At 38.3% G+C, this 26962-nt stretch carries 22 protein-coding genes; 19 read left to right on the top strand and 3 right to left on the bottom strand.

Translation table 11 applies throughout. From position 1 onward, the window contains the following. Positions 1-144: 144 nt before the first annotated feature. On the bottom strand, positions 145-1146 hold the full coding sequence (locus ACFIJ7_RS07460) for a bifunctional riboflavin kinase/FAD synthetase (protein WP_375644938.1): 1002 nt from the start codon (positions 1144-1146) through the stop codon (positions 145-147). Further along, complete coding sequence (locus tag ACFIJ7_RS07455; protein ID WP_375644937.1) at positions 1146-1991, bottom strand: TIGR01459 family HAD-type hydrolase; 846 nt, start codon at positions 1989-1991, stop codon at positions 1146-1148. The genes ACFIJ7_RS07460 and ACFIJ7_RS07455 overlap by 1 nt, the downstream gene beginning before the upstream one ends. A gap of 1241 nt (positions 1992-3232) precedes the next feature. Between ACFIJ7_RS07455 and ACFIJ7_RS07450 the strand changes: the two genes are divergently transcribed. Then, positions 3233-3592 carry a helix-turn-helix domain-containing protein gene (locus ACFIJ7_RS07450; protein WP_375636387.1) on the top strand — a complete coding sequence of 120 codons (360 nt, stop codon included), beginning with the start codon at positions 3233-3235 and terminating at the stop codon, positions 3590-3592. Positions 3593-5719: 2127 nt separating this feature from the next. Here ACFIJ7_RS07450 and ACFIJ7_RS07445 read toward each other — a convergent pair. Then, positions 5720-6445, bottom strand: a complete 726-nt coding sequence (locus tag ACFIJ7_RS07445) for a hypothetical protein (protein WP_375644936.1) — start codon at positions 6443-6445, stop codon at positions 5720-5722. A gap of 396 nt (positions 6446-6841) precedes the next feature. On the opposite strand from ACFIJ7_RS07445, the gene ACFIJ7_RS07440 reads away from it, so the two are divergent. From ACFIJ7_RS07440 to ACFIJ7_RS07355, 18 genes are all read left to right on the top strand, one after another. Further along, positions 6842-7168: a TrbC/VirB2 family protein gene (locus ACFIJ7_RS07440; RefSeq protein ID WP_375636380.1), complete on the top strand. Its 327-nt coding sequence runs from the start codon at positions 6842-6844 to the stop codon at positions 7166-7168. Beyond that, positions 7169-7477 (top strand): type IV secretion system protein VirB3, encoded by a 309-nt coding sequence (locus tag ACFIJ7_RS07435; protein WP_273788309.1) that lies wholly within the window; start codon positions 7169-7171, stop codon positions 7475-7477. It abuts the gene before it with no gap. A 22-nt stretch (positions 7478-7499) separates the two neighbouring features. Continuing rightward, positions 7500-9854, top strand: a complete 2355-nt coding sequence (locus tag ACFIJ7_RS07430) for a VirB4 family type IV secretion/conjugal transfer ATPase (RefSeq protein WP_375636421.1) — start codon at positions 7500-7502, stop codon at positions 9852-9854. Then, entirely contained in the window at positions 9851-10372 is a 522-nt protein-coding gene (locus tag ACFIJ7_RS07425; RefSeq protein WP_375644935.1) for a type IV secretion system protein VirB5, read from the top strand. Before ACFIJ7_RS07430 ends, ACFIJ7_RS07425 begins: the two co-directional genes overlap by 4 nt. Continuing rightward, a complete protein-coding gene (locus tag ACFIJ7_RS07420; protein ID WP_375636376.1) occupies positions 10359-11345 on the top strand; it encodes a type IV secretion system protein in 987 nt (328 codons plus the stop codon). Before ACFIJ7_RS07425 ends, ACFIJ7_RS07420 begins: the two co-directional genes overlap by 14 nt. Positions 11346-11542: 197 nt before the next feature. Then, positions 11543-11845 carry a hypothetical protein gene (locus ACFIJ7_RS07415; RefSeq protein WP_015856709.1) on the top strand — a complete coding sequence of 101 codons (303 nt, stop codon included), beginning with the start codon at positions 11543-11545 and terminating at the stop codon, positions 11843-11845. Beyond that, positions 11799-12503 carry a virB8 family protein gene (locus ACFIJ7_RS07410; protein ID WP_273788313.1) on the top strand — a complete coding sequence of 235 codons (705 nt, stop codon included), beginning with the start codon at positions 11799-11801 and terminating at the stop codon, positions 12501-12503. Before ACFIJ7_RS07415 ends, ACFIJ7_RS07410 begins: the two co-directional genes overlap by 47 nt. Beyond that, positions 12500-13366, top strand: coding sequence for a P-type conjugative transfer protein VirB9 (gene virB9, locus ACFIJ7_RS07405; protein ID WP_375636374.1), 867 nt, complete (start codon positions 12500-12502; stop codon positions 13364-13366). The genes ACFIJ7_RS07410 and virB9 overlap by 4 nt, the downstream gene beginning before the upstream one ends. Further along, the gene (gene virB10 / locus ACFIJ7_RS07400; RefSeq protein ID WP_375644934.1) at positions 13359-14519 is read left to right on the top strand and encodes a type IV secretion system protein VirB10; all 1161 of its coding nucleotides are present in this window, start codon (positions 13359-13361) and stop codon (positions 14517-14519) included. Before virB9 ends, virB10 begins: the two co-directional genes overlap by 8 nt. Then, a complete protein-coding gene (gene virB11, locus ACFIJ7_RS07395) occupies positions 14516-15586 on the top strand; it encodes a P-type DNA transfer ATPase VirB11 (protein ID WP_015856713.1) in 1071 nt (356 codons plus the stop codon). Before virB10 ends, virB11 begins: the two co-directional genes overlap by 4 nt. 65 nt (positions 15587-15651) lie before the next feature. Then, the gene (locus ACFIJ7_RS07390) at positions 15652-15867 is read left to right on the top strand and encodes an antitoxin VbhA family protein (protein ID WP_375636370.1); all 216 of its coding nucleotides are present in this window, start codon (positions 15652-15654) and stop codon (positions 15865-15867) included. A 10-nt stretch (positions 15868-15877) separates the two neighbouring features. Then, positions 15878-17512 (top strand): BID domain-containing T4SS effector, encoded by a 1635-nt coding sequence (locus tag ACFIJ7_RS07385; RefSeq protein ID WP_375644933.1) that lies wholly within the window; start codon positions 15878-15880, stop codon positions 17510-17512. A 154-nt stretch (positions 17513-17666) separates the two neighbouring features. Continuing rightward, entirely contained in the window at positions 17667-19583 is a 1917-nt protein-coding gene (gene traG, locus ACFIJ7_RS07380; RefSeq protein ID WP_375636367.1) for a Ti-type conjugative transfer system protein TraG, read from the top strand. Positions 19584-20605: 1022 nt separating this feature from the next. After that, positions 20606-20809, top strand: coding sequence for a hypothetical protein (locus tag ACFIJ7_RS07375; protein ID WP_375636365.1), 204 nt, complete (start codon positions 20606-20608; stop codon positions 20807-20809). 10 nt (positions 20810-20819) lie between these two features. Continuing rightward, complete coding sequence (locus ACFIJ7_RS07370; RefSeq protein ID WP_375644932.1) at positions 20820-22418, top strand: BID domain-containing T4SS effector; 1599 nt, start codon at positions 20820-20822, stop codon at positions 22416-22418. 313 nt (positions 22419-22731) lie between these two features. Next, positions 22732-23901, top strand: a complete 1170-nt coding sequence (locus tag ACFIJ7_RS07365) for a BID domain-containing T4SS effector (RefSeq protein ID WP_375644931.1) — start codon at positions 22732-22734, stop codon at positions 23899-23901. A gap of 321 nt (positions 23902-24222) precedes the next feature. Beyond that, complete coding sequence (locus ACFIJ7_RS07360; protein WP_375644930.1) at positions 24223-25170, top strand: BID domain-containing T4SS effector; 948 nt, start codon at positions 24223-24225, stop codon at positions 25168-25170. 325 nt (positions 25171-25495) lie between these two features. Beyond that, positions 25496-26779, top strand: coding sequence for a BID domain-containing T4SS effector (locus tag ACFIJ7_RS07355; protein ID WP_375644929.1), 1284 nt, complete (start codon positions 25496-25498; stop codon positions 26777-26779). Positions 26780-26962: the final 183 nt, after the last annotated feature.

Genomic DNA, 26962 nt, shown 5'->3' with positions numbered 1-26962 from the left:
TGCCAAAATCAGATATTCAGATATTCGATTCTCCCTCTCAACAACGGAAACAACATATATTCCACGATGTTTTGGAATATATCTTTGTGATTATAATCACTTTAAGTGCTATTTTTACAGCTCTTTTATCTTTTGCAGATAAGTTTAGGGCATATTTTTAAAAGTAAGCAGCCTATCCAACTTTGATAATGGTTGTGCTATCTTTAAAATTTCTTTTGCTTTTTTTTCATCACGGTGCATTTGCGCAATCAAAGGTTCAAGCCCATCAAATTTTTCTTGTCCTCGCAAAAACTGGAAAAAAGAAACGGTACAGCTTTCCCCATAAAGGTCGTCGTTAAAGTCAAACAAATAGGTTTCCAAAAGTGGCGCACCATTTTTAACAACCGTTGGACGACAACCAAAGCTTGCAACACCATCATACAAAACACCGTTCGCACGACGCAAACGTACCGCATAAACACCATGAGCCAAGCGAACTTGGGGAGGCAACATTTGATTGGCGGTAGGAAATCCCAAAAAACGCCCAAGTTTATCGCCTTGAATAATATTGGAGCATACCCGATAGTGATACCCTAACAAATGAGCTGCTTTGTCCACTTTTCCTTGTGAGAGAAGCTGCCGAATAAAACTAGAGGAAATAATCAACTGTTGTGAATCTTGAAGACGCGAAACGCAAGGAACTTGCACAACCTCAAATCCATATTTCTCTCCCCTTTGGCAAAGAAGCTGCACATTTCCACTTTTCTGATGACCAAATTGAAAATTTTCCCCTGTCACCACAACTGAAACATCAAAAGCCTGTTTTAAAATCGATTTGATAAATTCATCCGCTGAAAGCGTGGCAAAGTGCGCATCAAAGGGCTGTTCAATCACACCATTAAAGCCAAGGACTTTAAAAATTTCAGCTTTTTCAGCTGCCTCTGTCAAACGATAGACAGGAGCTGAACGTTGAAAAAAACTTCTTGGATGTGGTTCAAAGGTTAAAACAACTGCTGGTTTCTTTTTTATCCGTGCAAAATCAAGCGCTTTTTGCAACACCATCTGATGTCCGCAATGAACACCATCAAAATTTCCAAGTGCCAACACGGCTCCCCGCCAAGCCGAGGGAAACATGTGAGTCCCCTGAAGACGCAAAAAATTAGCCATTACTGAAGTGCCCACATGATTGCTTGTGGTTTATAACCATGACGTTCAAGAAAAGAATGCAAAGCTTGCTTATCCACCACACCATTTTGCGCATAATCATAATGATGAATCCCCCCCATAATATAAAGGGCATCAAGACCAAAATGAGCCGCCCCCTTAATATCCGTCAAAAGACCATCACCAATAGCTAAAACTTGACTTTTTTCCACAATTCCACGAATGTTTTGAAGTTTTTCAAAGGCACACTCATAAATAGGCGCGTGAGGTTTTCCAGCAATGCGTACTTCCCCCCCTAATTGTTGATAAAGACGCGCCAATGCACCAGCGCACCAAAATTCTTTATTTCCATAATGGACAATCACATCAGGATTAGCACAAATAAAAGGTAAATTCCGCGCCCGCATGCGAAGAAACATCTCCTCATAAGCAGAGGGCTCTTCGTCAAAATCTTCAAGAAAACCGCTGCAGACGACAACAGAAGCCTCCCATTCTTCAACAAATTCACACTCTAACCCTTCAAACAGCACCAAATCACGTTGTGAACCAATAAAAAAAACTTTACGCGGAGCTGTCCGAATGAGATCGCGCGTTACATCCCCTGAAGTGATAATGGCATCATAATAGTCACGATGAACATTCATGCTTTGTAATTGAGCAGCAACATCTTCCCGTAGCCGAGGAGAATTGGTCAATAAAATAACATTTTTTCCCATTTGTCGAATTTTATACAATGCTTTCAACGCTGGTTCAAATGCATGCACACCGTTATGCACAACACCCCACACATCACAAAAAACAGCATCATAATGCGTTATAATATTCTCAATATGGGTAAGTTCATTCATGGTGCACCTATCTTTATTTATCATTTAAAGCTGTCTTTTATTTCAAAACTACTTACCGAAAGATAATACTTGTGTCATCTGCTTTCTCAAACCATATTCCAACTTTGCATCGCTTATAGCAATCATAAGAAATGACAAAATAAATAAGTTATCGTTAAGTTGTGCAAAATTCTAAAACGCTTTATATCAAAAGCTTATCATTCCACAATGCTCATTTTTCTCATAAAAACTTTAATTCTAATAATAACTGCGTTGATACAGTTTTTTATCTAAAACACGCACATTCTTAAAAACGAACAAAAAAACTCCTTAAAAAAACGCTTCCCTAAGTATAGAATTATTGATTTATAATAATAATTTATTATTCATACATAATGAGAAACCAAAATATCTTTTCTCATTTCAAATCTGTTGATATTGAATCAATCAAAACTTTTCGCTTGCACATTATAAGCAGGATAAGCGTATAAATAAAAACACGTGAAGAGAGAAAAAATAGCTCTTATGCTCCCTTTCAAAGGTAAAAACTGTCGTAATATTTTAGACTGACAAAGAGTATGTGCCCTCCAAGCATCTTTTTTTCAGTAAAGATAGAAATATAGCTTTTATCCCATTCATCGAAGCTTTTACGTTATACACTTTACGAAACGCCATTTGTGAAATGGGCGCTAACATTGAGAAATATCTTCTCAAAACAAACATGTGAATATACAACAACCAAATCTATTCTGTTTTGATTTTATTTTGCATGAGGGCTCTTTACTCATAAAAGGTTTCCCCTATCATCATGATATCTCAGACGCATCAAAACAAGCCATTTTGGTTATTGGTTAAGCACAGCACCATAGGCAGTGCCTTGAGCTTAAAAACCAAGGTTTACCTTTGTAAAAAGCGAATCTTAAAACATGAGTTTAGTAAGCGGGTTTTAAAAAGTTGAAAGGCAAATAACCTCTCATTTAAAAAAATCTATCCGTCTTAAGAAAAACTATTTTTATTGCCAATCTCCTAAAATTACTTTACTAATTAGAAAATGTATTGGTCGTATACGCAACGACCAATAGGGCCTTGAAAACCCGAAACCCTAGCGTAAAAATAAACCCAGTGTGTGGGTATCCCGGAATTCCGGGAGATTTTGCTATGTCCAGGTGCTCCAAGCACTAAAAGCAAAATGCTGACTAGGGTTCAGTGTTTTCAAGCTCCCGGAATACCAATGCGAGGGCGCTCGCAACCGGAGGGGGTAAATGCAAACTCAAAATCTTAATGTTGATCTTTTTGTAGGCAAAAAAATTCGCTTTAGGCGAAAAATGCTCAAAATGTCTCAAAAAACATTAGGGCATCATTTAGGTGTCACTTTCCAACAAATCCAAAAGTATGAAAAAGGCTTAAATCGCGTGAGCGCAGGACGTTTAAAGGAAATCTCCGATATATTGGATGTCCCTATTGCCTTTTTTTACGCTGATATCATCAAAAAAGAACATACCCCGTACCATCATGATGAAATTGTAGCGAGCAAAGAGGAATATTTGCTTTTAAAAAGTTTTAGAATTCTTACATCTGTCAAACAAAAAGCAATTTTAAAATTAATTTCTGATCAAAATTAAAACCTTTAAAAACATAAGTATAGGGTGCTACACGCTCTGTTCTTGGCTTCCTTCCCACACATCAAAGGATGCAAATCCCTCCTCAAACTGGTTGATACCCAATCCAACTTCTCAAAAACAGCTCCCTCTCGGCTTCACATTTCATATGGTTCCTTTCACAAAATTATACAAGAAAGCCCTCTCTTGAATATTCACTACACTCTCTTATCAAAACACCCCATGCATAAAGTTTTTATGCCTTACACCACACCTCAAGCGATATTGATTTATAAAGAGTATTCATTGTTTTGCATGTTAAATGAGAATCCAGAATAGCGTAAGATCCTTTCATTTCAGACCCGCTCCATGTTGAATCAACCAAAATCATGTCTCTTGCAAGTTACAAGCGGAAAGAGCCCTTGTGGATAAAAAACTATTAAGAAAGGATTAAAAATGCCCCTAATGAACCGTCTCAAGTGCCAAAGGCTGTAGCAACACCCACGAGCTGGCAAATATGCGCCGGCTTACTCCTTTATGAAGCGTAAAGATCGTGGTGCTCAATGGATCTACCATTATACCATTCACGGACACCACCGTGAAATGGGATTGGCTGCCTTAAGAGATGTTTCTATAAGACAATGCTATCCAGTTTTCTCATGATCATAATCCTCAATCTAACAAAGATGAAACAAACAATAGGATTGCAAATATGATTTTGGAAGCTCATCTGAAAGATGAAAAATGATAAAAATCTCCGCTATAAAATTTAAAGAAGCAACTATTCGTTGAACCGTAACTTCTTTATTTTAGAATTTTTATATAACACTTTACTGTTGAGTATGCATAACCGTTAAAACGCATGACCACGATCTATAGAATTAAGCTTTGGCGAGAAAAACATTTCAGTATCTGCTTGTAAAACATTTTGACAATTTTTAGATTCCTTAACAGCTTGTCCTGAAAGAAAACACTTCTTTCCCCATTCTTACCTTAATTTTGCATCTTTCTTAAAATCCTCTACGCTATAAGTTTTTTCACACCCCACAGCGAATAATAGAGCCATGCATAATAAAATAATTTTTTTCATTTTATCCCTCTTTAAATACCTTATCTGTTAACATCATCCCCCAAATGAGTTTTAAATTTTCATACTGTATGAGAAGACAGCCTTACTATCACTTGCTTTCTTTCAAAGTGAACACTCTGAGTAAAATAATGCAAGAAGAACTCACGACAGCCATCGTATGAGTTTGTCATAAAATATAATGAGAAGAAAAAAGCCCAAACTGAGTAAAAATGACGAAATTAGAAGGCGCACTAATGTTTTTGTCCAACTGATTTCAATAGTGACATTGCGATAGGAACCGCACCCCTCGCCCTATAGAAAGCCTATGAGCATTATAATACTTAAGTATCACGATCAATAGACTACAAAGCTATTACAAAAAAGTATGAGCTCTTTTCACCTATTTGTATGTTGATTATTGTTTCCCCCATCAAATGCTTAAATAAAAACGTCTTGTGATATATAGAAACAATCAACAATGCAAATCATTTTTACGAAGATTTCTTCGTGTAGCGTCTGTTTGAAATCCATCTTTTCGAAGTCTGAGTTTAGAAGCAGATAATTATGAAAGCTTTTCAAGGAATTAAACAGATTGATCACTTTTAAAGAAGTAAAAAAACGTGATCCAATCTTGAAGACAAAATTCTAATGAAAAAAACTTTTGCTATGAATTCTTTTAAGGCACTGTAAAATATTCTATCCGTTATATCAAATGTTACGCCATTTTGGGATCTATTCATTTTTCACTTTTATCAACTCTGCTCTAGAAATCCATTTCTTGAGCGTTTTTTATCGTCTCATTTTCTCCTTCAAACACAAATACTCAAAAATGCTTTGCCACTAACAATGACATTTTCCTGCTTTTATAAAACACATAAGTAAAAATAGAGGAGGGATTTTGAGAGCAAACCTCCCTTGAAAAGGGAAGTATTATTCATTTACTTCACAAATACTTCACAAACGGAAATAATCTCACGGTTTATTCAAATTTGCCCTATGGTCTTTTGCCCTATGGTCTGGTGCAATTTTATTGATAAAGTTTCCTTTATACAAATTTAAATAAATATGTTCGTTAAAGCCAATCACGGATTTTCAAAGGGGTTGTAAGATCCATTATCTCGCCGCCATTTTAAAGGTTCAGTGAAATCACTTGACCAAAGACCAATCTTGTTGTTGCGTGCTTTTTCTTCCGCATGATGGTACTGGGTTGGAATAGGATCTTTCCCCTCTTTTGAGAGTACCAACATACCTTCTGTAAGACCTGCCTCAGCTAAATCAACCCCTTGAACAAAACATTGCGCATAATAAACACCATTGTGCATCAAAGCCTGTTTACAGGATAAATCCTGCCCAAGTGTTTTGGTGACAAGCCAAGCCGTTGTAACCGCACCACAGGGCCATTCTTGATCATTTAATCGTGCTTTTTGGCGTGGTGCACATGTGTCTACACCATAAAGATGAATATCACGGGTGATATATGAGCGCCAAGATTGTGCAGCAGGCGTCAGCAATTTAAATGTAACCCCACTTGTAACAGAGGCCTTACCATGAAAAACAACAGTATTATTTGCAACATCGTTTGATGAAACACTCTTCTGCAAATCGAGAGCTGGTTCATTTTTTTCTAATTGCTGTTTGGTGATAGATTTAACCAAATTTTCTTCTTCTCGATAAAGATTGAGAATATCTTGTATATCTTGCATCCCAAATGTTTTAAAAATGCTGAAATCTATTTTATCTTTATATTGGCTTAATCCCCACACTATGGAACCCATAATGTAAATAATAACAATCAATTTAAATAGCATTTCTTAACACGCTCACTCAAAAAATTCATTGTTTTTCTATCCTTTCATATTATATATCACCAATACCCTTGTTTTTAAAGAAAAAATCCAGATATTTGTGTTGCATATTAACTACATTTTGTAAAGAATAATATTCCTTCTTGCATTGTTTTAATATTATTGTCTTTACCAATGAATACAACTTAAAATTGCCATTTTTATGTAACACAATCTCAATTTGAAAAGACTTCTGTCTCTTTAAGAAAAAGAGTTTGAGAGTGAACAGATCCACTATCAAGGCTTTTAAAACAAACAAACGAGAAGAATTAACTGTCATCAAATAACAGCATTTTTCAGTTTTTAGAGGCAATAGAATGTCGACATATGAACAAATATTATTTGTTAAAGAGAGGTAAAATGACAGATAATAGATCCCAGAACATCATTTTTATCGTTATCATGACCATGCTGCTTTTTACAGCATTGCTTGTATCAGATCCTTCTTATGCTGCTCCTGCTGCTGATGGGAGTGGTTTCGCAAAACTTGAAGGTGTTTTAGGCAGCATTGTCACAATGATGACGGGTCCAACGGCAAAGCTTATTGCAATTATATGTGTTGCTGCTGTGGGTATTGGCTGGATGTACGGCTTTATTGATTTACGCAAAGCAGCTTACTGTGTTCTTGGTATTGCTATTGTTTTTGGTGCCCCTACTCTTGTCGGTAAATTAGCGAGCACGGCATAAATGAACGAAGACACTCTTTTCCTTGCCTGTACACGACCGTCCATGTTTGCCGGTGTCACAATGGAAGCGATGGCGCTCAATGTCATGGCGACGTCCGTTCTTTTTATTTTAACGAGTGGTTTTACCGTGATTGGTTTTGGTATTGGGATGCACTTTATTTTGCGTGAAGTGACAAAACATGATCACAACCAATTTCGCGTATTATTTGCTTGGCTCAATACCCGAGGAAAACAAAAAAACCTCAACCGATGGGGAGGAGGTTCTACCTCCCCCTTACGCCTTATCCGCACTTATAAGGAACTAAGCTGAAGGAGCCAAACCGGTGAAACAGATGTCAATAATGAAACGGGAAACTTTGCCTGAAGAATATATTCCCTATATACGCTATATCAACCAACATGTCGTTGCTTTAAATTCGCGCTGTTTAATGGTTGTGATGGCTGTTGAGGGCGTAAATTTTGACACTGCGGATATTGATCAATTAAATTCTTTACACAACCAATTAAACACCCTTTTAAAAAATATTGCAGATGAACGGGTTGCTTTATATTCTCACATCATCCGCCGCCGTGAAACGATCTACCCAGAAGGTCATTTTCTTTCATCTTTTGCAACAACATTAGATGAAAAATATAAAAAGAAAATGGTTTCGCAAGAACTATATAGAAATGATCTGTTTATTTCACTGCTTTGGAATCCCGCAGTAGATAAAACAGAACAACTGGTTTCATTTTTTCAGCGCTTAAGTAAAGCGAAGAAAACACAATCTGAACCCGATGAGGAAGCTGTTCGTAAACTCGAAGAGTTAAGTCAAGACCTTATGCAAGGTTTAGAAGAGTATGAAGTCCGTCTGCTATCAATCTATGAACATGAAGGTATTTTATTTTCTGAACAAAGTGAATTTCTCCACCAGCTGGTGGGGGGAAGACGTGAGCGTATTCCTCTCACATTTGGAACTATTGCTTCAACGATTTACTCGGATCGTGTTATTTTTGGGAAAGAAATTATCGAAATTCGCCATGAAAGTAATGAACGCTTTGCTGGCATGTTTGGATGGAAAGAATACCCTTCTAAAACACGCCCTGGTATGACTGATGGTTTGCTTACGGTACCATTTGAATTCATTTTAACACAATCCTTTGTCTTTAAAAGTAAGGCGGCCGCCAGTGCGATTATGAGCCGCAAGCAAAATCAAATGATCAATGCAGCTGACCGTGCTAGTTCACAAATTGATGCACTCGATGAAGCGCTAGATGATTTAGAATCAAACCGTTTTGTTTTGGGCGAGCATCACATTTCTTTAGCTGTTTTTGCTGATCATCCCAAAATATTGACTGAAAACTTATCAAAAGCACGAGCCCATTTAACCAATGGGGGAGCCGTAATTGCCAGAGAAGATTTAGGATTGGAAGCAGCATGGTGGGCACAGCTTCCTGGAAACTTTAGCTATCGTGCGCGTTCAGGCGCTATTACCAGCAGAAATTTTGCCGCTTTATCGCCCTTCCATTCTTTCCCTGTTGGCAAACTAAACGATAATGTTTGGGGAGCTGCTGTCGCATTGCTAAAAACACAGGCAGGTTCACCTTACTATTTTAATTTTCATTATGGCGATCTTGGAAATACGTTTGTTTGTGGTCCATCGGGATCTGGTAAAACAGTGATTGTTAATTTTCTTCTTGCACAATTACAAAAACACAATCCAACAATGGTTTTTTTTGACAAAGATCAAGGAGCAGAGATTTTTGTACGAGCTGGAGGAGGAAAATATAAACCTCTAAAAAATGGGCAGCCCACAGGGATTTCTCCCTTAAAGGGCATGGAATACACTGAAAAAAATAAAATCTTTCTTCGTAATTGGATCTTAAAGCTGGTAAGCGCTGAAGGGCAAATCGTAACAGAAGAAGAGCGACAAGATATCGCCAAAGCCATCGATTCTTTAGAAAACTTACCCCCAACACAACGCTCTCTTGGTGCACTTCAACTGTTTTTTGACAACACATCAAAAGAAGGTATCGCCATACGACTACAACGCTGGATTAGAGGCAATGATTTAGGGTGGGTTTTTGATAATGATCAAGATGATCTCAATTTAAATGCACAGTTCATTGGATATGACATGACCGATTTCTTAGACAATGAAGAAATTCGGCGCCCCTTAATGATGTATCTCTTTCACCGCATTCTTGATTTGATTGATGGGCGACGCATCATTATTGTCGTTGATGAATTCTGGAAAGCTTTGGAAGATGATTCATTCAAAGCTTTTGCGCAAGATCGGCTAAAAACAATCCGTAAACAAAATGGCATGATGCTCTTTGCAACACAAAGCCCTAAAGATGCTTTGAACTCAACAATCGCGCACACAATTATTGAGCAATGCCCCACCCAAATATTTTTTCCAAATCAAAAAGCAAATTACAATGATTATGTCGAAGCTTTCAAACTTACTGAGCGTGAATTTGAACTGATACAGTCAGAATTAAGCAGAGAATCCCGCCGTTTTCTCGTCAAACAAGGACAAAGTTCCGTCGTTGCAGAACTTAACTTACGTGGAATGAATGATGAGATCGCCGTTTTAAGCGGCACAACAAAAAACATTGAACTCATGAATGAAATTATCAACGAATATGGAGCAGACCCTGACAAATGGCTGCCCATATTTTATCAAAGGAGAAAAAATCAATGAAAAAATATGGCTTAGTTACACTGTTATCTTTTTCTTTTATTTCTCATGCAATATCACAAACGATACCCGATGCGGATGAATATTATAAACAAGCACTCGAGAATACACAAAAATTAGATGCTGCAAAATCAGAAACAGCTGAAAGCATATATAAAACTGCAACTGAAACTGCAAAAAAAATTAAAGCAATAAGTCATCAACTTGAACAACTTAAGTCACAAACAGATACAACAGCAACAGAAGCTGTAAAAAAACCTAGCCTTGAAGAGTTGCAGAAGCTTCAAGCTCTTCAACAAGAGCTTCAAGTAAAACTTTCTCTTCTTCAAGCCGATCTTCAAGTGGCTTCTTTAAAACTTCAGTCTCTTGATATGATTCAAGCAAGAGATACGAAAACAAAAGACGAAATGCGTGAAGAAATGGAACAACAAAAGCATAAATACCTTGAGGCACAATTAAAAGAAAAAGAAAAACAATTAAAAGAAAAACTTGGAAGTACGAATACAAATGTCAGACTTTAGTTTTTCTCCATTTGAAAGCGTTTCTGGGTATATTTTAACCCCTCTCGATAATGTGATGGACACAACGGTGAGAGGGTTATCTTCTGCTATTTCAGCACCCTTAAATCTCGCCGCAATCATTTTTATCTTTCTTTATGGCTATAATGTTATGACAGGTCGCGTTGCGCTTTCCATGCATAGTCTTCTCAATAATGTTGTTAAAATCGTTGTTGTGACAACAATGGCAACGAATGCGGATACATTTAATACTTATGTCAAGGATATTTTCTTCAATGATTTATCCAACGCTATTGGGAATGCACTTAACAGCAATCCTGCAAGCTCCAATGTTTTTGATTATATTTTGTTAAAGGCAAATGCTCGCTATCAAGAAGTTTTATACAATGCTTGGTTTTTTGAAAAGATCATTGTGGGGCTTCTTGGTTCTATCATGCTTTTAGCCGTTATTCTTTTTTGTATAGGTGGTTTTATTGTGCAAATGTTTGCACAAGTTGCTCTCGTAATGATTATAGGTCTTGGGCCTCTATTCATTAGTTTGTATTTGTTCAACGCAACGCGAAAATACACCGATGCATGGATTACAACTTTGATCAATTTTACCATTTTACAGGTTCTCGTGATCATGCTTGGAACAATTATATGTCAAGTTATTCTACAGGTTCTCAAAGTTTCATATGAATCAATCTATGTTCTTTTCCCCCCTGTCCTCGTCATTTCGATCATAGGGGTTATTATCTTCCGTGCGCTTCCCGGTATTGCAACAGCGCTGGCCTCTGGTGGACCATACTTTAACACTGGTGTCTCTTCAGGGGGACAGGTTTTCACAATGCTTGCCAATGGTGCAAGAACGAGTGCTAATACAGTAAAAAATGCTGCTTTACAAATCTCAGGTGCTGCCGGTAACGCTACTAAAGGTGTGGCAAGCGCGGCAGCAAAAGCAGGAAGATCTGGAGGTGGTCGTGGTCGGTTTTAAGATAAAGCACCTCTTTAAAAGAATAAGCATTTTTGTTTTTGCCTTGCGTGCGCCCTTTGGCGCACGCGCCATGATCCTGTTTCAGGTAAGATCTAACATCTTAGATCTTACAACAAAACCAATCACATAGACTTTTAAAAGTGTCCAGAATAAAGGCTCTCATGCATTGTATTCCAAGATATTTGTGAGTTCAAAAAATGAAACGAAAAATAACTTTTGTTATGGTCCTAACAATCGCTCTTACTGGTTGTGCCTCTTTGAGTGGCCCCAAAAAACCACCACGCTGCAATGGCAAACATACCCGTGCTTTAAATAAAGATAAGTGGAATTGGGACAATCAAAACGTTGTCCACCCAGAAAAGAGCGTAAGGACTGTTACCACTCCCATCATTCTCAATACTTTAGAAAGTGAAAAAGCAACAGCCAATTCAGCTTTATTAAAGCCGGTTATTCATGAAGCACGATCTGATAAAACTGTGGAGGTTACGCGTGAAAAGTGATGCCCTTGAAGAATATATAAAAGAAGCGCGCTCATTTGACATTGATCGCATGCATAGCATGCGCGTGCGAATGAAAATTTCCATGGCTTTAACAGTGCTTTTTGGATTGATGACGATTGCGCTGGCTTTAGCTGTCGCAGCTTTGACGCCTTTAAAAACGGTAGAGCCTTTTGTTATCCGCGTCGATAACTCAACAGGCATTATTGATACTGTAAGCGCCCTCAAAGAATCCCCTAACGACTATGATGAAGCGATAACGCGTTATTTTGCCAGCCAATATGTTCGTGCCCGTGAAGGTTTTCAAGCATCAGAAGCAGAAAACAATTTTCGCTTAGTTTCTCTTTTATCTTCTCCAAAAGAACAAAACCGTTTTGCAAAATGGTACGCGGGCAATAATCCAGAAAGTCCGCAAAATATTTATCATAACATGATTGCTACCGTCACAATCAAATCAATCTCTTTTATAAGCAAAGATCTTATCCAAGTTCGTTACTATAAAACGGTCAGAGACTTTAATGAAAAAGAAAATATTTCCCATTGGATTTCAATATTAAATTTTTCCTACGTGAACGCACACATTTCAACCTCTGATCGTCTCATCAACCCTCTTGGTTTTCAAGTATCGGAATATAGATCTGATCCAGAGGTGATAAAATGATCAGACTTTTACAAACAACCTTTTTAATTTTTACGATCACTCTCAACTTTCACACTGTCCTCTCACTTGCAGAAACAGCGCCTGTCAGTGCACGTAAAGATAACCGCATCAGATTTGTCAATTATGACCCCTACAACGTCGTACAAATCATTGGCTCCATTCGCTCTTCAGTTCAGCTGGAATTTGCCGATGATGAAGAAGTAACCTATGTAGGAATTGGAAATTCCGTTGCTTGGCAAGTTGCACCGGCTGGTCACTTTGTTTTTCTCAAACCACGTGAAATCCAACCTGTGACCAATTTACAAATTGTCACAAGCCGTCAAGATGGAACACAACGATCTTATCAATTCGAGCTGCAAATCCGTGAAGGCGATGTTTCAGCTGGCAATGAGACATATTTCTTGGTAAAGTTTCGTTATCCAGAAGATGAAGCCTTGCGTAAGAAATTAGCCGAAGCAGAAAAAGCAAAACAACGTGAAGAAAACTTTGTCAATGATGTTTTAAATATCCATGAAGATTTTGGACCACGCAATTGGGCTTATGAAGCCCAAGGTTCATCCCTCATTGAACCTGCTTCTGTCTATGATAATGGAAAAACAACAACCTTTACCTTTTTAGGCAACATTGAAATCCCTGCCATTTACATTGTATCGCCTGATGGGCAAGAAGCGCTTATTCCCAAATCAATTAAAGGCAACAAGGTTATTGTTCATGCAACAGCTGCACAATTCACGCTACGGCGTGGGAATGAAGTATTGTGCATCTTTAATAAAAGGTTCGTACCAGAAGGAATTAACCCTGAAACAGGTACGACATCACCATCTGTACAACGTAAAGTGAACCTAGGAAGCAGCCATGAATAACACCGTGGATGAAAAAAGCATTAATGATCGCGATACAATAAAAAATGCTCAAGGAAAAAGTCAACAGAACAATGCAGGAAAAGCTATTGCTCTTATTATTCTTTTCAGTGTCTGTCTTTATTTAGCCTATTCAACACTTGTTACAGAAAAAAAACAACCAATTGAATCTTCAAAAGAAGGAAAAGTTATAAAACAAACAGAGCTTTTTCGCCCTGCAAAGCCTACCCCTTCCCCCCTTGAACAGCCTCAACGAAATAACGCTCTATTGCCAAAAGTCGAGCTACCAACACCAAACATCAATCAATTAAATTCTGATGACTCACTGTTGGAAGCAGCACAACGTGCTCCTGTATTAGCTTATGCAAATACACAACAAGGCAAAATAGATTCACAAACAAATAATGGTGTTTTGCCTCACCAACTTGAAAGTAAACCTGATGAAACGACACAACGTTTTAATCATCTTCTCAAACCCACAGTGCTTGAAGGTATTCGTGCTTCAACCCTTGGCAATCGAAACTACATCATCGCGATGGGAACTTCTATCCCTTGTATTTTAGAAACAGCCATCAACAGTGATCAACAAGGTTTTGCCAGCTGTATCGTTTCCAGAGATATCTTATCAGACAATGGTCGTGTTGTCCTTCTCGATAAAGGTACCCAAATTGTTGGTGAATATCGCGCCGGATTGAAAAAAGGCCAAACACGTCTCTTTGTGCTATGGAATAGAGCAAAAACCCCTAATGGTATCATTATATCCTTAGCTTCACCTGCAACAGACAGTTTAGGGCGTTCTGGTATAGATGGAGATATTGATAACCATTGGTTAGAGAGGATTGGATCTGCGCTTCTTGTTTCCCTGATAAAAGATGTGACAAACTATGCCAATAAACGTTTAGCAAAAAAACAAGAAAAAGAAGAAACTGAAACAATCTCTTCAGGACAAAATATTGCAAATATTGTCGTCGAAAATTATGCCAATATTCCTCCAACATTATCCAAAAACCAAGGAGAAATGGTGAATATCTTTGTTGCCCGCGATTTAGATTTTTCCAGCGTTTATAAATTGAAAGTCATCGAAAACAAAAAACAGATTACCAATCGAGCTGTTTCAAGAAACTTTTACAAAAATTCTGCGATACCTTTAGAATGAACTCAAATTTACATACCATGAGCGATGAAACCATCGCGATTGTTCTCACAAAACTTGAACCCATCCGTGCTTTTTTGAAAGATGAAAGTCTTTTTGAAATTGTTATCAATCGTCCCTATCAAGTAATGACGGAAGGTATTGATGGATGGAAAACAATAGAAGCACCGGCTCTCTCTTTTAATGAGCTTATGGGGATTGCAAAAGTTGTCGCGTCCTATTCCAAGCAAAACATATCAGACAAGAATCCAATATTATCGGCTACTCTGCCAGGTAATGAGCGCATTCAAGTTGTTATTCCGCCGGCTGTCGAAAAAAACACGATTAGTATGACAATTCGCAAACCATCATCGCAAAGTTTTTCTCTCGAAGAGCTCGCGAATAAAGGTCTGTTTTCGCTCTGTGAACAGATATCTTTCACGCCATTGAATGATTATCTTTCTCGTTTTAACGAACTCAAAATCATCGAGCATAACTTAGCTCATGCCTACTGCAATAAAGACTTTGTCTCCTTTTTAAATCAAGCTGTAAAATGCCAGAAAAATATTTTAATTGCAGGAAAAACTGGTTCAGGTAAAACAACATTATCAAAAGCATTAATCGCCAAAATCCCTCAAGAAGAGCGTATTATCACCATTGAAGATACACAAGAATTGGTGATACCGCACCCTAATCATGTCTCGATGTTCTATTCAAAAGATGGACAAGGCTTAGCCTCTGTTGGACCCAAAGAATTGCTTGAATCATCTTTACGGATGCGTCCTGATCGTATTCTTTTGCAAGAACTTAGAGATGGTACAGCCTTTTATTATATCCGCAATGTCAATTCAGGTCATCCAGGTTCCATTACAACTGTTCATGCCTCAACAGCCCTTGCTGCCTTTGAGCAAATGACCCTTTTGGTCAAAGAAAGTGACGGAGGAGGTGATTTAGAGCGTGATGATATTCGAGGACTGTTGATTTCAATGATTGATATCATCATCCAATGCAAACGGGTTGAAGGAAAATTTAAGGTCACAGAAATTTATTATGATCCCTTCAAACAACGAAACATCTTTGGAGGAGACTAAAAGAAGATCACATCGGCTGCTAAAGGCTCTTTTAAAGCAACGATTGCACATAAAAGGAAAAATACATGAAAACCAAAGCAACAGAAAACAGCGAAAATCTTTTATCGATGACAGTGGAAGAATTAAAACAACGCCGTGAAGCGGTTGAATCAGCCATCAGCACTCATGCAATAGAGGGAATAGCGCTACATTCCAAAACGCTAAAAATTTTAGAAGAATATGCAAGGGGGAATATTTCACTCGAGGAATTTAATACTCTCATGGACAACGTAACATTATAAGGAAGCTACGATGCCAAAAGCAAAAGAAAAAACAAAAAATATACAGACAGTTTCTCCCCATCATTATGTCTACCCGAACACCACAACACTCAAAAATAAATATGGAATAAAAAACTTGAAATCCTTTCTGGAGAAATGCTCGCATGATACAGCAAAAGCGATGGTTAATTTGCGTGAAGCCCCCCTACCAGAAAAATTTGATACCTCCTATCTATGCTCTATTCATTATCAGTTGTTTAAAAATACCTTTGAATGGGCTGGTCATCTTCGCCATCTTCCCTTTACATTTGAAGATGGTACCACAGCCGCTATGCCCGAAATGAAAAGAACAGGATGGGAAAATCCTTTTGCACTCGGTGATGAAATCCCTGAAGGTTTACAAAAATTAGATCAAACACTTGCCGAAAAAGATAATTTGCAAGGCTTAACGCGTGAGAAATTTAACTCTGAAGCAATAAGCTTATTTAACTTCCTTAACCAACTCCATCCTTTTAGAGAAGGCAACGGACGTACACAACGGGTCTTTTTTGAAAAGCTTGCTCAAGCAGCAGGCCATCAGCTTGATTTTTCACTTGTTACAAAAGAACGCATGATGCTCGCCAGTGTTGCTGTAGCAGAAAATGGTGATCTAGAACCAATGCAACATCTATTTGAGGATATCTCTAATCCCAATAAAATACTTCTTTTAAAGGAATTCATGAACAACATGAAAGAACTTGGGCGCAATGTTAATGATCGTCCCGTTATGGTTGCAAAAGAAGGTGAAACCTACACAGGGATGTATAGAGGTGCTGGTTATGATAGCTTTGCATTCAATGTGAAAGGGGCTTATATCATCGGCAATAAAGAGCATCTCACACCAGAACAACTCAAAACATTAAAACCCGGTGACAAATTTACCTTTACAGTTCCAAAAACAAAAGAGCTTGAAAGCATTCTCATTCCAGAAGAAAGACTAGCTCCTTTGACAGAAAATAAAAAAGCCGAAATGGTTGCAGAAGATTCTTGCGTCCACGCAAGCCTAAAACAGGTCCAGAAATTGGCAAAAATTGTTTATGGTAAAGAAAAAATATTAGATAAACAGATGGTAGATATCATCAAAAATCCAAGCTTAGGCCAACAGCTCGCCAACCAGATTGAAAGAGCACCACACTCTGTTTCTCATCTTGCAGGTTTCAGTTTATGCGGACTACAAAATCAAGCACGTGCAAACGCTAAAAATCATCTTGAGATGCTCTGTACTACCGTTGCAAATTTCGCCCATGCTGTAAAACATGCAGAGAAGGAAATTACTCAAGAACATGCAACAGAACAAAGTCGTCGTGCAAAAATAGTAAAAATGCCAAGCAAAAGCTTACAAGAGCTCTTCACCTTGCCAAAAGAATTACAGAAAGAAGCTTTAGTAAAAAATCCTTTACTTCAAAAAGAGCTTACCGACTTTGTAAAAAACATTAATAGCCGTCTCTCACTAACTGAACATCAAGCTGTCAAAAATAATGAGTATGAAACACTGGCTCAAAGCATTGGTGTATCAGAAAATAAAGCCAAACAAATTACACAAACCGTTAAGCAAGCCAAAGAACTACATCAGCAAACACAAGTATGCACAATGCATCGTTCCAAAGCATTTTCTATGGCTTGCTAAGAATGGATAAAAGCTTCCTACTTTATAAGAAGGGCTCATAAACGAGAACTGTTTGGCGTCATCTGCGCTTTTTCAAAAAAGAGAGAGTTTAATATCACACACCTGAAAAAAGAGCTTTTAGCAGCATAGTCTGATAGAATTGAAAGTAAATACAATGAAATATACCAAGACACAAATGGTGCTCATTTTAACACCAATCGCTTTAGGTGCTTTAACGATATTCCTTGTTCCTCATTTTTTGTTGTTTATAACAAATGGACTAAAGAGCAATCAAATTTATTGGACTCTTCGTTCAGAACCTTTACTAGTCCTAGCACTAACAGCTGCTGTGTCATTGTTTTATAGTCTCTCGCAAAAGCTGCACTTACGTAAAGGAATTACTTTCGTTTCCCTTATCTTTTTTGGAACCACAGCTCTTTACTATATTGGTGGAGAAATAAAACGTTTAGGTCCCTATGTTGGACAACAAGGAATAACGTGGAATTATGCGCTTCAATTCATGGACCCCATGGTTGTCTTTGGCATCATCATTGGTGGTTTTTTTTCCATTATTCAATTCATAACAACCTCTCCACCTAAAAATAAGGTCAAGCGTGCAAAAAAAGGTGTGTTTGGTGAATCCGCATGGATGAATTTAAGAGAGGCAGCGAAAATTTTTCCTGCCAATGGGCAAATTGTTGTGGGGGAAAGATACCGTGTTGATCAAGATAATGTGTGCAAAATTCCCTTTTCACCTGGCAATAAAACAACATGGGGAAAGGGGGGAACAGCCCCTTTGCTAACCTTTAATCTTGATTTTGGTTCAACTCATATGATCTTTTTTGCTGGTTCTGGTGGCTATAAAACCACAAGTACAGTAGTTCCCACGTGTCTAACCTATCCAGGGTCTATTATTTGTCTTGATCCTTCAACAGAAGTTGCCCCAATGGTCAAATTTGCGCGTCAAAAGATGGGGAATAGAAATGTCATTGTTCTCGATCCCAATTCATTTTTAACAAAAAATTTTAATGTCATTGATTGGCTTTTAGACGACAGCGTACCACGCACACAACGCGAAGCAAATATTGTAAGCTTTTCTAAATTGCTTCTTACAGATAAAAAATCAGACAATTCTTCAGCGGAATATTTCTCGACACAAGCTCATAACCTTTTAACAGCCCTTCTTGCTCATGTTATATTTTCTGATGAATATAAAGACAACGAGCGCAATTTAAAAACATTGCGTGGAATTCTCTCTCAATCAGAAACAGCTGTTGTCAATCAACTACGTATGATTCAAGAAACAACACCTTCTCCTTTTATTCGCGAAATGGTTGGTATTTTTACAGAAATGGCAGAGCAAACCTTTTCAGGAGTCTATACAACCGCATCAAAAGACACTCAATGGCTTTCTTTGTCCAATTACGCAGATCTTGTCTGCGGAGATGATTTTTTTTCCTCAGATATTACAAATGGCAATACAGATGTTTTTCTCAATCTCCCCGCAAGCATTTTAAACAGTTATCCAGCTATTGGACGCGTGATTATTGGCGCTTTTCTCAATGCCATGGTTACAGCAGACGGTAACTATAAAAAGCGTGTTTTATTTGTCTTAGATGAAGTTGATCTTCTAGGCTATATGAATATTTTAGAAGAAGCGCGCGATCGTGGACGTAAATACGGTACATCTTTAATGCTTTTTTATCAATCCTCTGGTCAGTTGGTCAATCACTTTGGAGAAGCTGGAGCACGTTCATGGTTTGAAAGCTGCTCCTTTGTCAGCTATGCTGCCATTAAAGACCTCCAAACTGCCAAAGACATTTCAGAACGCTGTGGCCAAATGACTGTTGAAGTAACCGGAACAAGCAAATCAAGAGGCTTATCTTTAGGAAAGAGTTCATACAACGTCAATTACCAACAAAGAGCTCTGATTTTACCCCATGAGGTTATTCAAGAAATGCGTCAAGATGAACAAATTATTCTTATGCAAGGACAACCTCCTTTGCGATGTGGTCGCGCCATCTATTTCAGAAGAAAAGAAATGTTAGCCGCAGCTGCCAAAAACCGCTTTGCCCCACAAAAGAAAAACTAGCCTCCTATTATGAGATCTTGACTATGAAAAGAACAACAACAAAAACAATATACATTTCTGTTTTTTAAAAGCCCGTTAACAAAAAGTTTTTGCCCACTTCCTCACACACATAGGGAAAACATGATAAAAAAACCGTGTTTTTTCCTTTTTGTATTTTGTGTATTGTTTTACCAGCGCCCATCGTCTTTATAAAAAACACCAATCCCCTCAAATCACCTATAACTAAACCAACATCTCCACTGAGGAAAGCCTGTAAATACATTCCTACAAAGCTTTTTGTGTATAATTTATCCCCTACAAAAAACCCAAAATTTAATCTTTGAGATAAGAACTCTCAAGACACCTACACTCAAGAACATCGATTTTTTCCAAAAAAATATTTTAGATATGCATCAAAATGAATAAATCGTTCTTATACAAACTTTTACCCCTTTACGATATCATAAAGTGTTCTATTTTAAAGATAAAGCGCTGAAAAAAGGCTTTTCTCCCCAACTAAAGAAAGGGTTTCCTCTCTTATGGATCTTAAAGCAGCGCAATACGATAAGAGTAACAATACAAAATAAAAAACAATTTGTTTCAAAAATACACAAACAAGATGTTCATATGGCAAGATGTTCATATGGAGCAATAAGAAAAACATAATGGAGAAAAATTTTTGATGACTGCTTTTGCCCATAGATTCACTAATCTGAGTACTGTGTATGAAAAGTACCAACTCCATCCGCAAACCAAGAGCGATTGCACCCGCCATATCCACGATCTTCATCAAAGCGCTCTTGCAAATAACTTTGTTAAAAGTAAAAAACCAACAATTTTAAACAACATTTTTCTTTTTGACCTCTTCCTTACACCTCAAAGAATGAAGGTTTTATCCAGAGTCAATTTGTAGATAATCCATTTTCTGACCACTCATGGGATTCATATCAGCGCCCTCAATAGCAGTATTTTACAGCACAAGATAATAAACAAAGGAAACATCAGAAAAGCTTTCCAAAAATAAATGAAAAAAGAAAATATACATGAAAACAATCACAACAGAACATTTGGCATTTCTCACACCAAAAACCTTTCAAAAGTATCACAAAACGATCGATACAACCATCCATACACTTGAGGGAAAAGCGCTCCCTCTCATAACACCAAAATCTCAAAAGAATACGCGAAGGGGAATTTTTCATATGCAGCGTTTAAGACGCTTATCAACCACCACCCCACCTACCTAGGAGAGATTATATGTTAGAGCAAAATTATTTATATAAAGGTACCCTAACACTCAAAAATAAATATGGCATAAAAGACCCCAAAAAACTGTATGAACGCTGTGCCCATGATACCGCCAGAGAAGCCATCAATTTTCGCCATGAACCACTTCCACAAAAATTTGATTCCACTTATTTAAAATTAATCCACTGGAGCCTCTTTCACAAAACTTTTGAATGGGCTGGAAAAACCCGCGATATATCCTTTACATTTGAAGACGGAACCTCTGCCCATATGCCGGCGATGCGTCCCAAAGGTTATGAAGTTCCTTTTGCTATTGGTCCACAGATAAAAAAAGAGTTAAAACAACTCGAAAAAACACTGAATGAGAAGAACAATTTAAAAGGTTTATCGCGCCAAGAATTTGCTGAAAATGCCGCTGAAGTTTTTATGGTGCTCGAGCACGCACATCCTTTCCGAAAAGGGAATGGGCGCGTAAATCGAATGTTTATGGAAAAACTTGGACAAGCAGCAGGACATACCATTGACTTTTCTTTCATCACAAAAAGACGCATGACAGCAGCTTGTATTGAAGCCATGCAATATGGCAATCCCCAACCGATGAAAGATCTTTTTGAAGATATCACGCATCCGCAAAAATCCCTTGTTTTAAAAGAATTCATCTCCCAAATGAGAAATGCTGGACTGGATGAAATTAACAATCGTATTGTTGTTGCCGCAAAAGAAGGGATCCCCTATGAAGGCATCTTTAGAGGTTTTTCAGCAGAAGGTTTTGTCATGGAAGTAGACGGTGCTTTCGTCGTCGGCCACAAAGATGATCTCCCCCCAGAACTCGTCAAAACATTACTCAACGGTGCCCGCCTCTGCTTTCAAAAAAACAACGTTCAAAGCTTACAAGAAACACTGATCCCAAAAGAGACATTAGCACCTCTCACACATGAAGAGTTATTCACAAGGATTTCACATGACCCTTATGTTGAAGCATGCCGAAAAGAAATCGAAAATTTATCAAAGATTGTTTATGGTAAAGCCCATGCCTTAAAGACCAAAATGGATATCTTAACGGCAGATCCAAGCTTAGGAAATCAGTTTGCCGATCAAATTTTACAAAACCCTCAATCAATTTCTAAACTTGCAGGAAGAAAAATACTTGACATGAAAAGTCCAAATCGCAGACAGGCGGAACAAACTGCTCCACAACTCAGCCAAGCCCTTAAAAATTATGCCACAATAACAGAACAAACAAAAGAAGAAATTTTAGAGCAACATCAAAGAGAACAAAAACGCCTGAGCCACACTGTCGAAACACCTGGAAAAAATTTACAAAACCTGTTTGCCTTACCAGGAGAACAACAAAGAGAAGCTTTATTGCATTCTCGTTCACTGCGACAAGAACTCCATCACTTTTCGCGCCAACTACACAATCGTCTATCTTCAGAAGATCGTAAAGCCATACAAGAAAAAGATTATACCAGACTAGCTTGCCTACTTGGGACATCGGAAAGCAGAGCAAAAGAAATTGCGAATACTGTAAGGAACACCAAAGAAGCACAATGTCAAGCTCACACCTTAAAAGTTAATCGCTCTTCATCACTTGCTCTTACCGGCTAGAAACGCGTGAACTTTTGCCTTCCAACTAACTCTTGGCGCAAATCATTTTATCTCCATTGCGCCCACCAGTTGTTTTAGAATGTTACAAAAAACAGTCCTAAAAATGAATCCTGTAATTTACTATAACTTATTGATAAAATTTCATAAAAAAGCTGTATAAAAGACATAAATGTCCACTATATACAAATATGAATAGCGCGAAATCTTTGGAGGTCATTCAATTCGATATCTGCCTTGTGTCTTACAGTTATCAAAAAGTGGGGAATGCGCCAAAGCCAAAGAGGTTTTCTAAAAATATTGAAAGGAAACAGCCATGAAAAAAAGTCACCCAACCGCTTCTACCAATATAGATGAACTAAGACAACAATTTGAACAACAAAATCTAGGAGCTTCTAATGTAGAAGACCTCTACGCAAAGGTTAATAAACCACCCAAAGAACAGCGCAACTCACAACAATATACACTTCAACAACCACCAAAAACGATCTATGCTCCCCAAAAGCCACTAGAACAACAAAACCTAGGAGCTTCTAAGGTAGAAGACCTCTACGCAAAGGTTAACAAACCACCCAAAGAACAGCGCAACCCACAACAATATACACTTCAACAACCACCAACAACGATCTATGCTCCCCAAAAGCCACTAGGAAATCCCTATGACAGACTTGGTGGAGAACCAAGTGATGGGCGACGCGCCGATAGACTCGTAGATCCCTATGCAGTAACCGATCTGGGGGCAAAAGGTTGGCAAACGTCCCCCTACGACACAGTTGGTGGAGATGCACAGGGTAGGCATTCTTCCCATGAACCAGAACATCTCTATGCAGAGCTTGAATTTGGTGAACGTGGTGGTCTCTCTCCCCAAAAATCACTCGAATCTGTCTATGCAACGGTTGGCATGGGGGCTGAAGGCAGGCAAGAATCTGAACAACGAGAAAATCCCATATATCAAGGCGTTGGCTCAGGCAAGATCTCCCCTCCCAGAACCCCAAAAGATGTTGTTACAACAAAGCTTTTACAAAATACAAGCTTTCAATATGGTGTAAGAGAAATCCAAGAGCGATGCAGAGTTGTTTATGGTAACGAGCATGCTTTGAATGGACCACTTGCGAAGATCCTTGATGATCCTCAAAATGCAGAACAAATCTTATGGGATCTTGCAGAAAATCCTCAAAGCGCTGGTAAGCTTGCAGGTCACAAAATACTTGGTGTAAAATCTCCAAGCCGCAGAGAAGCTGAAGAGGAGTTTACTCACCTTTGCTCAGCTCTTGAGAGACATATGCATAACACACAAAAGCTCCATAAACAATTTACACATGAACATGAAAGAGGTCAAAAACAAGAAAGTCCAGAAAGAGACCCAGAACACAAGCATCACCACCATCATCGTCGTCATCACACAAGAGGACAAGAACAAAATAGTCCAGAGCACAGCCCACAACGGCAAAGACATGGCGAAAAAGGAATGGCTTTTGCCATGTAAGTGAGCCCCCGTAAAGTACATAAATTTTTATTTTTCATTGAATTTCTTGGCGCAAATCGTTTCATTACGATTGCGCCAAGAGTTGTTTTAAAATATTATAAAAATAGTTCTAAAAGTGGATCCGTAATTTATCATAATTTATTGATAAAATTTCATAAAAAAACTGTATAAAAGACACAAAGGTCCGTCACACTGATCCTGAATAGCGCGAAATCTTTGGTGGTCATTCAGTTGGATATCTTCCTTTGTACAAAAGTTATCAAAACTAAAAGTGGGGAATGCACCAAAGAGGTTTTCTAAAAATATTGAAAGGAAACATGCATGAAAAAACATCATCCACACCCTTCTGCAAATCCAGAAGCCCTCTATGCAACAGTTAATAAACCAAACAGAGGAAACCAGCACACACCAACCCCAGAAGAGGAAGTTCTGTACGCGTCAGTTAGCAGTATTGCTCCTTCAAGGGGTAGACACCATCATCAAAGAAGAGAAGATCCTGAAACAGACTATACAGAGGTTGCTCCCCCAAAACACGAAGCTGAAGTTACATACGCGTCAGTTAGCAGTATTTCTCCTTCAAGGGGTAGACACCATCATCAAAGAAGAGAAGATCCTGAAACAGACTATACAAAGGTTGCTCCCCCAAAACACGAAGCTGAAGTTACATACGCATCAGTTAGCAGTATTTCTCCTTCAAAAGGTAGACACCATCATCAAAGAAGAGAAGATCCTGAAACAGACTATACAAAGGTTGCTCCGCAACAAAGAGGAAGACCTTCATCTTCCCTCACAGCTGAGCAAATAACTGTCATACTTTTAAAAAACCCACATGTCCAAGCTTATGGAGAAGAGGTTATGCACTGGGGTAAGGTCGTTTATGGCAATGACACGCTTTTCCAACAACACTTGCAAGGAATACTTACAGATCCCAGTAAAGGAAAAGACCTTTCAAATCAACTTGCTGAAAATCCTGAATCTATACATAAACTTGCTGGCCGCTCCGCACTTGGCTTAAAAAGTCAAACACGCAAAGCAGCTGAAGACGGTTTTAAACCACTCGTTGATGCTATTGATGGTTATACAAAGGCTGTAAAAGAAGCAAAGGAGAGGCTTTTGCAAACCCCTCAAGCGGAGCAAAGACGCCATCAAGAAAATTCTCAGCAAGCTGAAAGAGCTCATCATCGTCATCATCACACAAGAGGACAAAACCAGGAGAGTCCAGAGCACAGTCCTCAACGACAAAGACACGGTATGGCTTATGCCATGTAAGGGGTTATAAGCATAAAGACGATAGTTTTGTTTTTCATGTAATCTCTTGGCGTAAATCGTTTTATTGCGGTTGCGCCAAGAATTGTTTTATCTTGTGACAGAAAATAGTCCTAAAAATGGATTCAGTAATTGACTATAACTTATTGATAAAATTTCACAAAAAAACTGTATAAAAGACACAAAGTCCCATTACGATGGTGACAAATAGCGCCGATCTTTGGAGACCACTCAATTTTGATATCTTCTTATAAAAACCATAAAAATATAAAGGGCGAGAGTGTACACCAAAGAGGTTTTCTAAAACAATTCTTGAAAGGAAACATGCATGAAAAAAGATCACCCTCACCCTTTTTCATCCCCTTCAATACAAGAACTTATAGCGCTCTATGAAAAAGCGGCGGCAGAAGTTACAAGCCCAGAAAGCCTCTATAAAGAAGCTCCTTCACAAAGCAAAAGACTGTCATCCATACCGGAAAAAGATGAGGAAAGACAATCTCTTTTAAAAGAAGAAACTGTACATGAATCAACAAATCCAACAACGCTTCTAACAAGAGGTAGCTCTACCAAAAGGCAGCAAAAACCTGAAACGACACATTCAACAGTTACTTCACAAGTTTCTCTAAAAAGGGCAACAAGAGTTCTCTCAGAGGAAGAAATCATTCAATTGCTTCCACACCATTCATTGGTTCAAACATATCGAGAGGAAATCCAACGTTTATCCGCAAGTGCATATGGAGATTCAAATATTTTGCAAGAAAAAATGCAGGAAATTCAAAAAAATCCCGCTGCAGGAAAGGAGCTCTCATGGCGCATGGCAGCCCATCCTGAAAGTATCGCTAAACTTTCAGGCACCAGTACGTTGGGCTTCAAAAATCGAACGCGCAAACAAGCGGAAGAAGATTTTTCCGCCCTTTGCGTCACCGTTGATTGTTATACAAAAGCTGTAAAACAGGCAAGAGAGAGTCTATTGCAATCTCCAGAGCAAGAACTCAAAAACTATGAACGTTTAATGGGAAAGGCAGCAGTCACTGAACTTCTGCAAAAACCAGATCAACGTGAAAAAGAAACTCTTTCAGGGGCAGAAATTTCTACCAAAATCCAACAACATTCAAAAGTTAAAAGGCACCATGCCCAGATCAAATATTGGTGCGAAGTTGTTTTTGGTAACGCAAACATTTTGCAATCACAAGTGGAAAAACTTTTCCAAAACCCTGAAACAATAGAAGCGCTCGCACAGCAACTTGTCGGAAATCCTCAATCTTTTCACAAGTACGCTGGTATCAGTCTTTGTGGCTTTAAAAATCAAGCACGCAGACACGCTGAAGCTGGTCTTTCTCACTTAATTGACGCCGCTGACAATTATGCAACGGCTGTAGAACAAGTAAGAGAGAGCATTTTGCAAACCGAGCAGGCAAAACAAAAACGCCATGAACCATCTTCTAAACGGACGCAAGATTTGCATCAACAACAACGCTTATCACAATCTGTTGAACGCACTGAGCATTCAACAGTAACTCATGAAGAAGCAACAACCTCTACTCAACAAAGAGAAACAGATTTTAGTCCTCGCAAAACTGCGATACCAAAAGCGATGGCTTTTGCGAGCTAATAAGTTTTCACATTGAATCTAACGTCTTGGCGCAACACATGGCAAAGGTCATTTGCGCCAAGAGAGCCAAGTCTTGTGAACAATTCAGTTTCATATCCTCTCTCATAAAAGCAAGTAAAAAAGCATACAACAGAATAAAAACCAACGTACATTTTTAAATAGTATTTAAAAACAATATTGGAA

The sequence above is a fragment of the Bartonella sp. MR100HLJHH genome (genome assembly GCF_042194215.1).
Taxonomy (GTDB): domain Bacteria; phylum Pseudomonadota; class Alphaproteobacteria; order Rhizobiales; family Rhizobiaceae; genus Bartonella; species Bartonella grahamii.
Note: the sequence above shows the minus strand (reverse complement) of the source record. Positions and strands in the feature narration are given on the sequence as shown.

What these genes read in the sequence shown, in the direction of transcription:
- ACFIJ7_RS07390 (WP_375636370.1), top strand. Translation starts at nt 15,652, where the DNA reads ATGAAAACCAAAGCAACAGAAAACAGCGAAAATCTTTTATCGATGACA.
- ACFIJ7_RS07365 (WP_375644931.1), top strand. Translation starts at nt 22,732, where the DNA reads ATGAAAAAAAGTCACCCAACCGCTTCTACCAATATAGATGAACTAAGA.
- ACFIJ7_RS07430 (WP_375636421.1), top strand. Translation starts at nt 7,500, where the DNA reads ATGTCAATAATGAAACGGGAAACTTTGCCTGAAGAATATATTCCCTAT.
- ACFIJ7_RS07440 (WP_375636380.1), top strand. Translation starts at nt 6,842, where the DNA reads ATGACAGATAATAGATCCCAGAACATCATTTTTATCGTTATCATGACC.
- ACFIJ7_RS07445 (WP_375644936.1), bottom strand. Translation starts at nt 6,445, where the DNA reads ATGCTATTTAAATTGATTGTTATTATTTACATTATGGGTTCCATAGTG.
- ACFIJ7_RS07415 (WP_015856709.1), top strand. Translation starts at nt 11,543, where the DNA reads ATGAAACGAAAAATAACTTTTGTTATGGTCCTAACAATCGCTCTTACT.
- ACFIJ7_RS07370 (WP_375644932.1), top strand. Translation starts at nt 20,820, where the DNA reads ATGTTAGAGCAAAATTATTTATATAAAGGTACCCTAACACTCAAAAAT.
- ACFIJ7_RS07375 (WP_375636365.1), top strand. Translation starts at nt 20,606, where the DNA reads ATGAAAACAATCACAACAGAACATTTGGCATTTCTCACACCAAAAACC.
- ACFIJ7_RS07420 (WP_375636376.1), top strand. Translation starts at nt 10,359, where the DNA reads ATGTCAGACTTTAGTTTTTCTCCATTTGAAAGCGTTTCTGGGTATATT.
- ACFIJ7_RS07460 (WP_375644938.1), bottom strand. Translation starts at nt 1,146, where the DNA reads ATGGCTAATTTTTTGCGTCTTCAGGGGACTCACATGTTTCCCTCGGCT.
- virB9 (WP_375636374.1), top strand. Translation starts at nt 12,500, where the DNA reads ATGATCAGACTTTTACAAACAACCTTTTTAATTTTTACGATCACTCTC.
- ACFIJ7_RS07455 (WP_375644937.1), bottom strand. Translation starts at nt 1,991, where the DNA reads ATGAATGAACTTACCCATATTGAGAATATTATAACGCATTATGATGCT.
- ACFIJ7_RS07425 (WP_375644935.1), top strand. Translation starts at nt 9,851, where the DNA reads ATGAAAAAATATGGCTTAGTTACACTGTTATCTTTTTCTTTTATTTCT.
- ACFIJ7_RS07410 (WP_273788313.1), top strand. Translation starts at nt 11,799, where the DNA reads ATGAAGCACGATCTGATAAAACTGTGGAGGTTACGCGTGAAAAGTGAT.
- traG (WP_375636367.1), top strand. Translation starts at nt 17,667, where the DNA reads ATGAAATATACCAAGACACAAATGGTGCTCATTTTAACACCAATCGCT.
- ACFIJ7_RS07355 (WP_375644929.1), top strand. Translation starts at nt 25,496, where the DNA reads ATGAAAAAAGATCACCCTCACCCTTTTTCATCCCCTTCAATACAAGAA.
- ACFIJ7_RS07385 (WP_375644933.1), top strand. Translation starts at nt 15,878, where the DNA reads ATGCCAAAAGCAAAAGAAAAAACAAAAAATATACAGACAGTTTCTCCC.
- ACFIJ7_RS07435 (WP_273788309.1), top strand. Translation starts at nt 7,169, where the DNA reads ATGAACGAAGACACTCTTTTCCTTGCCTGTACACGACCGTCCATGTTT.
- ACFIJ7_RS07450 (WP_375636387.1), top strand. Translation starts at nt 3,233, where the DNA reads ATGCAAACTCAAAATCTTAATGTTGATCTTTTTGTAGGCAAAAAAATT.
- virB11 (WP_015856713.1), top strand. Translation starts at nt 14,516, where the DNA reads ATGAACTCAAATTTACATACCATGAGCGATGAAACCATCGCGATTGTT.
- ACFIJ7_RS07360 (WP_375644930.1), top strand. Translation starts at nt 24,223, where the DNA reads ATGAAAAAACATCATCCACACCCTTCTGCAAATCCAGAAGCCCTCTAT.
- virB10 (WP_375644934.1), top strand. Translation starts at nt 13,359, where the DNA reads ATGAATAACACCGTGGATGAAAAAAGCATTAATGATCGCGATACAATA.